Here is an 11882-nt window from a genome sequence, read left to right as displayed (position 1 = left end):
GATTCCTGTCCTGGGTTTAGTGCTGTTCGATCAGTTCATCCAGCTTTTTCTGGCTCGCTTGCAGCGTGCCAGGGAGATCGGCTTTACCCACGGTGACGTTATGCACCATGGAGCTCACCACGCCAGAACCCGTCACATCACCCATGCGGGTAAAGTTTTTATCCCCTACTGCGCCAAAGACCTGAATATTTGGCAGTTCACCGATTAGCTGATTCGGTAGTTCACCCAGCGCCTTAATAACGTCGTTGTCTTTCCAGGTGGCGGTAGTGACAACCGCTTTATTCACCGGCAGCGCAGCACCTGGCGACATCATCACCCAGTCGGCAATGTTGTCTGCCTGCTCCATAAAGGTGACAAATTTTTCTGCTGCTTCCGTCTCTTCGGCCTTTTGCCCGGCGGTAATGGTCAGCGAGGTCAACATGCCGTAGACCGCAGAGTTTTTCTCGGTTGGCACCACGAAACCGACGTTTTTCGGGTCGCCTTCTTTAATTACAGCCGGAAGGATATAGGTGGAGTAAATCGCCATCGGCGCGGTGCCGTTCATAAAGGCGTCTTTCACTTCCATGATGTCGTTAGAACCCGGCATGTCGTTAGAACCCGGCATAGTGTTGGCAGCAAGGTCGCGGTAATAGGTCAGTGCCTGCATCATCTCTGGTGTATCAAGGGTGATTTTGCCTTCGGCGTTAAAGACGTTAGCCTGGTTGGATAACGCAAACTGGGAGAAGGATTGTTCCGTCAACACGCTTTCTGCTGTAGGCAGCGCAATGCCGTATTTTTTATTCGCCGGGTCATTCAGTTTCTGTGCAACGTCCAGTAGCTGTTGCCAGTTTTTCGGCTCCTCCAGCCCCGCTTTTGCCAGCACATCTTTGCGATACCAGATGCCGCCAATCCAGGCGCTGACGGGAACACCGGTCCAGGCACTCCCATCTTCGGTGCGCACAATACGCAGTACGCCATCGTAAAACGCGCCTTCACCAACGTTGCTGATGACCGTGGCAACCGTCTTGCGATCGATAAGCTGCTCTTTATCCATAACTTTGGCGTAGTCATGGCTGGTTTCGATCACTTCCGGCAGCGAGCCGCTACGTGAAAGGGTGATGACTTTGGTGTTATAAGCGTCCTCTTCCACGGGCACTTGTTTAACGGTGATACCTGGGTTTTCTTTTTCAAAACGGGCAATCAATTTGCTGATAACTGCCTGACGCTCCTGCTCCACCGAAGAATGCATAAATTCGATGGATACATGGGTTTTATTTTCTTCTTTACAGCCTGAAATCAGGGCGCAGGAAACCAGTGCTGATAACAGCACGATTTTTGATTTAATCATGAGATGTTCCTTTTTATTTAATCCACATAACCTGCCAGGGGCGCAGCGTTATTTCATTACCCAATAGATCAACTTCACTAATCAGATCCCGACCATGCAGATTAGTAATATTTACATGCTGAATATTTTTACTGACATTAAACAATCCAGTCAGACAATTACCATCAGCGTTACTTCTTTGAATACGCATTACGGATGAATTAATCGTATCGATGGTAAAATTATTATCCGGATGAAACTCGTTATGGCTGCGACGAAGTGTAATTAAACGCGACAACTCATGATATACCGCATGCCTTAATGTAGCTTCATCGTTCAGTTCTCGGGTTATCTCTTTACTGTGATATTTTTTACGGTTAATCGCACGGTTATATCCGAGTTTTTCGACACCTGCGTAATCATTACGCGAGCCAAGAATACTTTGAATATATATCGCTGGCACACCGGGGAAACTTAACAAAATCGCATGGGCGAGAATAAACCTGGCGCAACGTTCTTCATCGCTACTCTCACGGCGGCTTAACGCATCCATATGTGAGAGGCGAGGAAGTTAAACCAGGTGGTGTTGCTGGAAGGTAGTGTCAGGTTTTGCGCCCACGCACAAAGCGCCTCAACGTTCTGTTTTTGCACCGCATGCAGCACCAGTGGCGGCAGCGAGAACTGGTACACCATATGTGCTTCGTCATCGCCTGCGCCAAAGTAAGCAATGTTGTCTTTATGCGGAACATTGGTCTCGGTAATGATCACTGTACCTGGCGCAACGTTATCAATAATCGACCGTAACAGTTTGATAATCAGATGTGTTTTTTCCAGATGGATGCAGCTTGTTCCCGGCTCTTTCCACATAAAGCCAACGGCATCCAAGCGGACATACTCAGCACCTTTCGCAAGGTAACAGAGTAAAACATCCACCATCGCCAGCAACACTTCAGGGCTACGGTAATTCAGGTCAATTTGATCGTCACTAAAGGTGGTCCATAAATGGCGCGTTGAATGATCGCGCATCTGGAATGGCGTTAATAACGGTAACGCACGCGGGCGAGTGACGGCGCTGAGATCGGTTTGCGGATCAACCGCAATAAAAAAATCTTCAAAACCTGGCTGCTGTTGTAAATAGTTTTTAAACCATTCACTTTTTGCCGACATATGGTTGCAGACAAAATCAAACATTAAATGACTGCATTCACCGAGTTGCTGAATATCCTGCCACTCCCCCGCTTCACTGGCGACCTGATGATAATCAATTACCGAAAACCCATCATCAGATGAACATGGATAAAAAGGTAATAAATGAACATGTGAAAAAATGCTTTGCAGCCATTGATGGTAAAACTGATTAAATGTGGGTAATGGTTTTAAATCATTGCTGTGAAATTGATCGGCATAGGTAATTAACACGACATCACTTTCATCCCAGTGTTTTTTACGTCGCTGTGTAATTAATCGTTTCGCACTCTCAAGACGCGTTACAAGTTTCTGTAAATGAGTTGCGGTAAATGTTCCACCGTAGATTTCGTCCAGGTAATCCGTAATTTTCTGTTTCATGTTGCCTTTTTGTGGTAGCGGTCCCATGAAACGAGAGACTACTCCGCAGAAAATAAACTGTCAATTGAGCACAAGGGTTTTAGTCACGCAGGAAATCATTTTTTACCAGGGAAAAAGCGTATTTGTGAGCTGACGCAAATAATCTATGGGGATGTGAATAAGGTGTGACAGAAAAAAAACGGCGCATAAGCGCCGCTCATGGTGAATTCTTTTAACCTTTGACCTTCGGCATTGCGATGTCTTTCAGGCCACCGGCGTTCTCAACGTGGGTATATCCCATCTCGCTAAGGATCTCTTTTGCTTGCCCTGACTGGCGTCCGGCATTGCAATACACTTTCACGGTGTCGTTTTTATCCGGAACGGCGGTGGCAATGCGCTCTTTCACTTCCTTCAGGGGAATATTGATGGCCCCCTGAACGTGCTCTTGCTGATACTGCTCTGGAACACGAACATCGATCCAGTGTTCAGCGGCGAAAACGGGCAGTGAAAACACCAGTGCCAGAGCAAGTAAGCCTTTTTTAAACATGTAAGCGTCCTTCTATGGATGAAAATTGCCATCCATTATACGCCTGAGATTTAACAATTTTTGCGAAACTCCCCTCACCTTTTATAACGCTGTGCCAGTTTATTAGCAGCCCGACTTAACAGCGGTTCCAGCGCCACAGCCAGCAACATTTTCAGCGGTCGGCGAGCAACTGATTTTATCGCCCAGCCCGCTACACCCGCCGGGCCATAGCGCAGTGCGGTAAGAAGTACCAGCTTGCCTGCTAATTTGAAACCAGGCTTTACCTTTTGCCCGGCCTGTTGCCAGCGAGTATTCATAACTTTCCTCACAGTTGACGGAAACGGCTACGTAACGTGAAAGTATCGGAAGTGACATAACGTTCCATCTCGCGTAAACGCGTTTCACTTGCCGCCAGTTCACGGTCGACTTCATCCAGCAATTCGCTGCTGGAAGGTAGCTGCTCACCAAAGGCCATGTTGTCCGGCATTGGATCAAGCGCAAATGACAAAATGATGTAAGCAACCAGGGTAAACAGCGCCAGACCGAAGAAAATCGACAGCACCACCAGGATACGCACCAGTTTTACCGGTACATCAAAATAGTTGGCAATCCCGGCGCAGACGCCGCGGACCATGCCCTGCTGTGGAATACGCCATAATTTTTTATTGAGATTAATGCCCGCCATTAGCGATCCCTCCAGTTCGGATGTTCTGCATCAAGAATAGATTCCAGCGCCTGAATACGTTCGCGCATCCGTTTTGCTTCATCAGCCAGTTGCGCTAATCGCTGCTGCTCACTTTGCGACAATTCATCGCGACCAGAACGATTGCTGTAATGCAGCCATAACCAGATCGGTAAAACAAACAGCACAAAAATGGTTAACGGAATAGCCAGAAATAGCGCGCTCATAAGTACTCCTTAGACGATGAGCGGCGGCGCGTTCGGACGCCGCCTGGATGTTATTATTGATTGTCTTGCTTCATTTTGGCTTTTAATTGTGCCAGTTGTTCGCTGATTGCATCATCGGCTTTCAGTTCGGCAAACTGATCGTCCAGCGATTTTTGTTTACCGAAGCTGTGGCTTTCTGCTTCCGCTTCCATCTGGTCAATTCGACGTTCGAAAGATTCGAAACGAGCCATTGCTTCATCCAGTTTGCCACTGTCCAGCTGACGACGCACATCGCGCGACGAGTTTGCCGCCTGATGACGTAACATCAATGCCTGCTGGCGAGCGCGTGTTTCGCTCAATTTGTTTTCCAGCTCGCCAATCTCTTTCTTCATGCGTGCCAGCGTATCGTCCACCAGCGTCACTTCATGTTCCAGGGACTTAATCAGATCGGTCAGTTTCTGTTTTTCAATTAACGCTGCACGTGCCAGATCCTCTCTCTCTTTCAGCAGCGCCAGTTCGGCTTTTTCCTGCCATTCAACTTCACGCGCCGACGCTTGTTCAATACGGCGAGTCAGCTGTTTCTTTTCTGCCAACGCACGCGCCGAAGTAGAACGTACTTCAACCAGTGTATCTTCCATCTCCTGGATCATCAGACGCACCAGTTTCTGTGGATCTTCCGCTTTCTCTAACAGAGCGTTGATGTTGGCATTCACGATGTCGGCAAAGCGAGAAAAAATACCCATAATGTTGTCCTCTTGATTTCTGCGTTCAGGATTGTCCTGCTGAACTGTTAATACAATTTGCGTGCCAATTTTTTATCTTTTTGATTTATAAAGATCTGATTGAAGAATCAACAGCAACATGCCAGGATGAATTAGCGAATTACACTAACAAGTGGCGAATTTCATCATGGCCGAATACAAAGATAATTTACTTGGTGAGGCGAACAGCTTTCTCGAAGTGCTGGAACAGGTTTCGCATCTCGCACCGCTGGACAAACCGGTGCTCATCATCGGCGAACGCGGCACCGGTAAAGAGCTGATTGCCAGCCGCCTGCATTATCTCTCCTCCCGTTGGCAAGGGCCGTTTATTTCCCTTAACTGCGCGGCGTTAAATGAAAATCTGCTGGATTCCGAACTGTTTGGTCACGAAGCGGGGGCGTTTACCGGTGCGCAAAAACGTCATCCAGGGAGATTTGAACGTGCCGACGGCGGTACGCTATTTCTTGATGAACTCGCTACGGCACCGATGATGGTGCAGGAGAAATTATTGCGCGTGATTGAGTACGGTGAACTGGAGCGCGTTGGCGGCAGCCAGCCATTGCAGGTGAATGTGCGGTTGGTATGCGCGACGAATGCCGATCTCCCGGCGATGGTCAATGAAGGCACTTTTCGCGCTGACCTGCTCGACCGACTGGCTTTTGATGTTGTACAACTGCCACCACTGCGCGAGCGCGAAAGCGACATAATGTTGATGGCAGAACACTTTGCCATCCAGATGTGTCGGGAAATCAAGCTGCCTCTGTTCCCGGGGTTTACGGAGCGCGCCAGAGAAACATTGCTGAATTATCGTTGGCCGGGAAATATTCGTGAATTGAAAAACGCGGTGGAACGTTCAGTGTATCGCCACGGCACCAGCGATTATCCGCTTGATGACATCATTATTGATCCCTTTAAACGGCGTCCGCCTGAAGACGCTATCGCCGTTTCAGAAACCACCTCGCTTCCGACGCTGCCGCTGGATTTACGTGAGTTTCAAATGCAGCAGGAAAAAGAGTTGCTGCAACTCAGTTTGCAAAAGGGGAAATATAACCAGAAGCGCGCAGCTGAATTGCTGGGGTTAACCTACCATCAGTTCCGCGCGTTGTTGAAAAAACACCAGATTTAGCGAAGTTGGGCAATGCGATTCGCCGGATGCGGCGTGAACGCTTTATCCGGCATACATAATCAACGTCGTTTGCAGGCCTGATAAGCGCAGCGCATCAGACATTATTGCGTTGGGCTATTAATCGCTCAGCGCATCCTGCAAAATTTTCATTGCCGCATCGAATTGCGCATCCGGGATGGTCAGCGGATACAGGAAGCGAATCACGTTGCCGTATGCGCCACAGGTCAGCAGGAGCAGCCCCTGCGCCAGCGCGCGTTGCTGGATTTTCTGTGCAATCGCCGCTGACGGCTCGCCCGTTTGCGGATCGTTAAACTCTGCCGCAATCATCGACCCCAGGCCGCGTACCGCAGCAATGGCCGGAACGCTTTCTTTGGCATCAATCAACGTGTTTTTGAGACGCTGGCCCAGTTGATTCGCGCGTTCGCAGAGTGATTCTTTGTTGATAATATTGAGCACCGCGTGCGCGGCAGCCACCGCCAGCGGGTTCCCGGCGTAGGTGCCACCCAACCCGCCCGGCGCGGGCGCGTCCATAATATTCGCGTTACCGACCACGCCCGAAAGCGGCATCCCGCCCGCGAGGCTTTTCGCCATCGTCATTAAGTCCGGCTTATCGGCGTAATGATCCATGGCAAACAGTTTACCGGTACGCGCAAAGCCGCTTTGCACTTCATCGGCAATCATCACAATACCGTGCTCGTCGCACAGGCGGCGAATGGCGGCAACCAGCTCTTTTGGCGCAACGTTGAAACCGCCCTCGCCCTGCACCGGTTCGAAAATAATGGCCGCGACCTGCTTCGCTTCGATGTCTGATTTAAACAAGCGTTCGATGGCGTCGAGGGAGTCCTATGTTGAAATGCCGTGTAAATCTGACGGATAAGGTACGTGATACACCGAACCAGGGAACGGGCCGAAGCCGATTTTGTACGGCGCAACTTTTCCGGTCAGCGCCATGGTCATATATGTACGACCGTGGAAGCCACCGCTAAACGCAATCACGCCAGGGCGTCCGGTATGGGCGCGAGCAATTTTCACCGCGTTTTCCACCGCTTCCGCACCGGTAGTGAAGAACGCGGTTTTGGCCTGCCCGCTCACCGGGGCAAGGGCGTTGATTTTCTCCGCCAGGGTGACGTAGCTTTCATACGGCACAATCTGATACGCGGTGTGGGTAAACTGTTGCAGTTGCTGCTCCACCGCCGCGACCAGATCAGGGTGGCGATGTCCGGTATTCAGCACCGCAATGCCTGCGGCGAAATCGATGTACTCGTTGCCCTCAACATCCTTCAGAGTAGCGTTTTCAGCCGACTGGGCGAAGAAGTTACACATCACGCCAACCCCGCGTGGGGTAGCAGAAAGACGACGCTGATGGAATTCATTGTTGCTCATGTTTCACACCTTTTGACTCTTCACTGTTAATCGGAAATTAAACGCCCAGACGATCGCGCAGGCTGTACCAGGCTGCGCCCATCGCGGTAAACGGTACTCGCAGCGTGCGCCCGCCGGGGAACGGGTAATACGGCAGATTGGCGAAGGCATCGAAACGTTCGGCGTCGCCGCGCAGCAGTTCGGCAATCAAACGTCCGGCGAGATGAGTACAGGTGACGCCGTGGCCGCTGTAACCCTGCATGTAATAGATGTTGGTATCAAGGCGACCAAACTGCGGCATGCGCGACAGGGTCAGCAGGAAGTTGCCCGTCCAGCGGTAGTCGATTTTGACGCCCTTCAGTTGCGGGAAGGTTTTCAGCAGTTTCGGCACAACAAGACGCTCAACGTCATCCGGGTCGCGCGCGCCGTAGACCACGCCGCCGCCGTACAGCAAACGGTTGTCGGCGGTAAGACGGTAGTAATCAAGCAGATAATTACAGTCTTCCACACAGTAGTTTTTCGGGATCAGCGAACGGGCTAAATCTTCCGACAGCCGTTCAGTGGTGATCACCTGCGTGCCGCACGGCATGCTGCGTTTCGCCAGTTCCGGCTCTACTTTATCGCCCAGATACGCATTCCCGGCGACAATCACATACTTCGCCGTCACCTGACCTTTGGCAGTGCGCACCACCGCTGGCGTGGTGTGCTGGATCTGCGTCACGGCAGAAAGCTCATACACGCGCCCGCCGTTCAGGCGGATGGCATCGGCTTCACCAATGGCGAGGTTTAGCGGGTGAATATGCCCACCGCTGTGATCCAACAGTGCGCCAGTGTAGCGATCGCTGGCGACCTCGCGGCGAATGGCGTTAGCGTCCAGCAGCTCCAGCTGTTTATTGCCGTAGCGTTCCCAGTTCTCTTTCTGCTCTTCGAGTGTGGCGAGCTGTTTATCATTCATCGCCACAAACAGGCCGCCGGGGCGGTAGTCGCAGTCAATCTGATAGCGTTTGATACGTTCGCGGATGATCTCGCCACCCTCGAACATCATGCTGCCGAGCATACGGGCGGTGTCCATGCCGTAGCTTTTTTCGATCACGTCGATGTCGCGGCTGTAGGAGTTCACAAGCTGCCCGCCATTGCGCCCGCTTGCGCCAAAGCCGATGCGTGAGGCTTCGAGAACCACTACGTCAAAGCCCGCTTCCGCCAGATGCAGCGCGGAGGAGAGCCCGGTATAGCCGCCGCCAACCACGCAAACGTCGCAGGTGATTGACTCATTCAGTGTGTCGAATGGTGCATATTTATTCGCACTGGCGGCGTAGTAACTGCTGGTATGTTCGGTCATTTCAGGCCTCCAGGCTTATCCAGATGGTTTTCAGTTCAGTGAATTTTTCAAGGGCATGCAGGGATTTGTCGCGACCGTTGCCGCTCTGCTTATAGCCGCCAAACGGCACGGTCATATCGCCGTCGTTGTAGTTATTGACGAAGACGGAACCGGCTTTCAGGCGGCGGCTCATACGGTGCGCGCGGGAGAGGTCGCGCGTCCATACCGCCGCGCCAAGGCCGTACTGGCTGTCGTTGGCAAGCTGTAGCGCCTGGTCTTCTGATGTGAAACGCGTGACCACCAGCACCGGACCGAAAATCTCTTCGCGGCTTAAGGACGCATTCGGGTCAACATCCACAAAGATGGTCGGGCCGATGGCGGCAGCCAGCTCAGCGTTACGACCATCCAGCAGCAGTTGCCCTTTGCTTTCGCCTTCACGAATAAAGCTATGGACCGAGTCGGCGTGGGCGCAATCGATTAAGGTGCCCATGGTGGTTACGGTATCAAGTGGATGGCCCGGCTGCCAGTTTTGCGCCTGCTGTTTTAACAGGGCTAAGAATTCATCGGCGATGCTCTCTTCCAGTAACAAACGCGTTCCGGCGATGCACACCTGGCCCTGGTTGTAGAAGATGCCTGCGGCGGTGGCGCTTGCCGCTTTTTGCAGATCCGGACAATCGGCGAAAACGATGTTGGCGCTTTTGCCGCCCGCTTCCAGCCAGACGCGTTTCATGTTGCTATCACCCGCGTCTTTCAGCAGTTGTTTACCCGTACGCGTGGAGCCGGTAAAGGCGATGGCATCGATATCGTTATGACGCGAAAGCGCCTGCCCGGCTTCATGACCATAACCGCTCACTACGTTCAGCACGCCATCCGGCAGCCCCGCTTCTTCTTTTGCCAGCCCGGCGAGACGAATCGCACTGAGTGGTGATTTTTCAGACGGTTTTAGAATCACGCTGTTTCCCGCCGCCAGCGCCGGGCCGAGTTTCCAGCAAGTCAGCAGCAGCGGGAAGTTCCACGGCACGATGGCGGCAATCACGCCGACCGGTTCACGCACGATCATCGCCAGCTCATGGCTACTGGTGGTCGCCACTTCGCCATACACTTTGTCGATCGCTTCGGCGTACCAGCGAATGGCGCGCGCCGCGCCGGGAATATCATCACGCAGACTGTGACGAATCGGTTTGCCGGTGTCGAGAGTTTCCAGCAGTGCCAGCTCTTCGGCGTGGGCTTCCATTAAATCGGCGAGTTTATTCAGTACCGCTTTACGTTTAGCCGGAGAAGAGAGTGACCAGTCGCCGCGTTCAAATACGCCGCGTGCTGCGCTCACCGCATGGTCGATATCGACGCTCTTGCCGCGGGCAATTTTCGCCAGCGGTGCCTGGGTGACCGGATCAACGGTTTCAAAGGTTTCATTTTCCGCCGCAGCAGTATATTCACCGTTAATAAATAAGCGGTTTTCAATGGCGAGACTTAACGCTTTATCCTGCCAGTAAGCCAGATGATGAAAATTCATTATGACTCCTGTTTCACGTCTATCAGATATATGCAGTTTGTGAACGTCAGGGCGCAGAGATCCCCGGGCCGCATGCCCGTTTATTTCTGGCGACATTCTTTATGGATTGCCGGGCGCATTGCGCTTACCCGGCTTACAGAACAAAAAGATTAAAACGTGGTGGGCGTATGGGCGCTGATAATTCGGCAAATACCTGCCGACGTATTACTGAAACTGTGCGGGATGCCGGTATTAATGGCATAACTTTGCCCCGCGACGAGGTGGTAATCCTGACCATTAATCGTCAGAACAATTTCACCTTCCAGTACTGTGCCTATTTCCTCACCCTGATGCTTAATTCTTTCCCCAGTGGTTGTGCCCGGCTGGTACGTTTCAAAGATCATCGCCAGCGTGCGATTCGGGTTACCGTTATGAACCAGCTTCATTGACACACCCTGACTGCCCATCTCAATTAAGTCGTCCTGATTAATGACGACCTGCGGCTCATCAGGTTTTTCCGGCTCGGAAAAGAATTCCGAGAGTGACAGACCATACACCTTCAGCAGCTTTTGCAGCGTACTGATGGCAGGGCTGACTTTATCTTGTTCTATCGTACTGATAGCACTGTGAGTCAGCCCGGAGAGTTCGGCGGCACGACGTTGTGAAAGCCCCTGCTGCTGGCGGATTTCCGACAAGCGTTTTCCTGGCGCCAGTCCCTCATCACTCATATTTGCATTTCCTTAAACTGTAGTGGTCAGAGTCGCTGTTTTTCAGCGATATGGTGCTGACAAGCGGTGATAAAGCCCTCGAACAATATACGCGAAAGCGCGTACTCGCTACTGTTCCATTCCGGGTGCCACTGTACGCCCAGCGCAAAAGGATGATTGATGACGCTAACCGCCTCAACTAAGCCATCCGGCGAGCGAGCTTCAACACGCAACCGTGGGCTAACGACCTTCGCCCCTTGTCCATGTAGAGAGTTTACCCAAAAGTTGCTACATTCAGGTAACAACGCAGACAGTAATCCCCCCTCTTCAACCTGAACTTCATGCGACGGTGCATATTGCTGTTCCACCGGCAGTTCGGGATCTTCCCGATGTTCCAGCAATTCAGGCTGTTCGCACAGCTTGCGATGCAACGAACCACCGGTTGCCACCACCAGTTCTTGTAAACCCCGGCAGATGGCGAAAATGGGGATGCGCCTTTCGAGTGCGGCATTAATTATCGCCATGCTCAGAAGATCACGCCCGGGATCGGCGTCAGGCTCATCGCCGTTTTCACCATATAGGTGCGGCTGCACATTGCTGGGACTACCAGGAAGATAAATGCCATCGAGTTTCGGCAAAAGTTGTTCAAGTAACGACGGTTCCGCCAGCGCATGTGGTAGCGCAATTGGCAAGCCGCCTGCGTGGATGATGGCATTCAGGTACTTTTCTTGCAGAGTCTGGGTCGCATGACCCTTAAGCCTGTTCCTGCACATTACGACACCGATAACCGGATTGTTCATTATATTTTCCATGCTCAATCTCACAAAGTGGACTAAATTATCGCCATTACT

The 11882-nt window shown here is 51.8% G+C and carries 11 protein-coding genes and 2 pseudogenes; 1 reads left to right on the top strand and 12 read right to left on the bottom strand.

What is annotated here, in order from left to right:
- Positions 1-16: 16 nt before the first annotated feature.
- The 7 genes and pseudogenes from C1P89_RS05305 to pspA form a co-directional block, all read right to left on the bottom strand.
- Positions 17-1327, bottom strand: coding sequence for an ABC transporter substrate-binding protein (locus tag C1P89_RS05305; protein ID WP_000597437.1), 1311 nt, complete (start codon positions 1325-1327; stop codon positions 17-19).
- Positions 1328-1340: 13 nt separating this feature from the next.
- A pseudogene (locus tag C1P89_RS05300) lies at positions 1341-2872 on the bottom strand (alpha-amylase family glycosyl hydrolase).
- Between the two features lie 211 nt (positions 2873-3083).
- Positions 3084-3398, bottom strand: coding sequence for a thiosulfate sulfurtransferase PspE (pspE, locus tag C1P89_RS05295; RefSeq protein WP_000473109.1), 315 nt, complete (start codon positions 3396-3398; stop codon positions 3084-3086).
- Positions 3399-3472: 74 nt separating this feature from the next.
- Entirely contained in the window at positions 3473-3694 is a 222-nt protein-coding gene (gene pspD / locus C1P89_RS05290) for a phage shock protein PspD (RefSeq protein WP_001295585.1), read from the bottom strand.
- Positions 3695-3702: 8 nt separating this feature from the next.
- Entirely contained in the window at positions 3703-4062 is a 360-nt protein-coding gene (pspC, locus tag C1P89_RS05285) for an envelope stress response membrane protein PspC (RefSeq protein ID WP_000907387.1), read from the bottom strand.
- Entirely contained in the window at positions 4062-4286 is a 225-nt protein-coding gene (gene pspB, locus C1P89_RS05280) for an envelope stress response membrane protein PspB (RefSeq protein WP_001274956.1), read from the bottom strand. Before pspB ends, pspC begins: the two co-directional genes overlap by 1 nt.
- A gap of 53 nt (positions 4287-4339) precedes the next feature.
- Entirely contained in the window at positions 4340-5008 is a 669-nt protein-coding gene (gene pspA / locus C1P89_RS05275; protein WP_000511025.1) for a phage shock protein PspA, read from the bottom strand.
- Between the two features lie 166 nt (positions 5009-5174).
- Between pspA and pspF the strand changes: the two genes are divergently transcribed.
- Positions 5175-6152 carry a phage shock protein operon transcriptional activator gene (pspF, locus tag C1P89_RS05270; RefSeq protein ID WP_000852834.1) on the top strand — a complete coding sequence of 326 codons (978 nt, stop codon included), beginning with the start codon at positions 5175-5177 and terminating at the stop codon, positions 6150-6152.
- Between the two features lie 117 nt (positions 6153-6269).
- Here the strand turns inward: pspF and puuE are convergent.
- The 5 genes and pseudogenes from puuE to puuD all read right to left on the bottom strand — a co-directional run bounded on the left by puuE (position 6270) and on the right by puuD (position 11843).
- Positions 6270-7535 (bottom strand): annotated as a pseudogene (gene puuE, locus C1P89_RS05265) (4-aminobutyrate transaminase).
- 37 nt (positions 7536-7572) lie between these two features.
- Positions 7573-8853: a gamma-glutamylputrescine oxidase gene (gene puuB / locus C1P89_RS05260; protein ID WP_000134873.1), complete on the bottom strand. Its 1281-nt coding sequence runs from the start codon at positions 8851-8853 to the stop codon at positions 7573-7575.
- A 1-nt stretch (position 8854) separates the two neighbouring features.
- Positions 8855-10345, bottom strand: a complete 1491-nt coding sequence (gene puuC, locus C1P89_RS05255; protein WP_001009080.1) for an aldehyde dehydrogenase PuuC — start codon at positions 10343-10345, stop codon at positions 8855-8857.
- Between the two features lie 149 nt (positions 10346-10494).
- Positions 10495-11052: an HTH-type transcriptional regulator PuuR gene (gene puuR / locus C1P89_RS05250; RefSeq protein ID WP_001278727.1), complete on the bottom strand. Its 558-nt coding sequence runs from the start codon at positions 11050-11052 to the stop codon at positions 10495-10497.
- 26 nt (positions 11053-11078) lie between these two features.
- The gene (gene puuD, locus C1P89_RS05245; protein WP_001300506.1) at positions 11079-11843 is read right to left on the bottom strand and encodes a gamma-glutamyl-gamma-aminobutyrate hydrolase; all 765 of its coding nucleotides are present in this window, start codon (positions 11841-11843) and stop codon (positions 11079-11081) included.
- Positions 11844-11882 lie beyond the last annotated feature (39 nt).

The sequence above is a fragment of the Shigella sonnei genome (genome assembly GCF_002950395.1).
In the GTDB taxonomy this organism is placed as follows: domain Bacteria; phylum Pseudomonadota; class Gammaproteobacteria; order Enterobacterales; family Enterobacteriaceae; genus ECMA0423.
The sequence above is the reverse complement of the archived record's forward strand: the minus strand, read 5'-3'. Positions and strand labels throughout refer to the sequence as shown.

What these genes read in the sequence shown, in the direction of transcription:
- puuD (WP_001300506.1), bottom strand. Translation starts at nt 11,843, where the DNA reads ATGGAAAATATAATGAACAATCCGGTTATCGGTGTCGTAATGTGCAGG.
- puuC (WP_001009080.1), bottom strand. Translation starts at nt 10,345, where the DNA reads ATGAATTTTCATCATCTGGCTTACTGGCAGGATAAAGCGTTAAGTCTC.
- pspB (WP_001274956.1), bottom strand. Translation starts at nt 4,286, where the DNA reads ATGAGCGCGCTATTTCTGGCTATTCCGTTAACCATTTTTGTGCTGTTT.
- pspE (WP_000473109.1), bottom strand. Translation starts at nt 3,398, where the DNA reads ATGTTTAAAAAAGGCTTACTTGCTCTGGCACTGGTGTTTTCACTGCCC.
- puuR (WP_001278727.1), bottom strand. Translation starts at nt 11,052, where the DNA reads ATGAGTGATGAGGGACTGGCGCCAGGAAAACGCTTGTCGGAAATCCGC.
- pspC (WP_000907387.1), bottom strand. Translation starts at nt 4,062, where the DNA reads ATGGCGGGCATTAATCTCAATAAAAAATTATGGCGTATTCCACAGCAG.
- pspF (WP_000852834.1), top strand. Translation starts at nt 5,175, where the DNA reads ATGGCCGAATACAAAGATAATTTACTTGGTGAGGCGAACAGCTTTCTC.
- puuB (WP_000134873.1), bottom strand. Translation starts at nt 8,853, where the DNA reads ATGACCGAACATACCAGCAGTTACTACGCCGCCAGTGCGAATAAATAT.
- C1P89_RS05305 (WP_000597437.1), bottom strand. Translation starts at nt 1,327, where the DNA reads ATGATTAAATCAAAAATCGTGCTGTTATCAGCACTGGTTTCCTGCGCC.
- pspA (WP_000511025.1), bottom strand. Translation starts at nt 5,008, where the DNA reads ATGGGTATTTTTTCTCGCTTTGCCGACATCGTGAATGCCAACATCAAC.
- pspD (WP_001295585.1), bottom strand. Translation starts at nt 3,694, where the DNA reads ATGAATACTCGCTGGCAACAGGCCGGGCAAAAGGTAAAGCCTGGTTTC.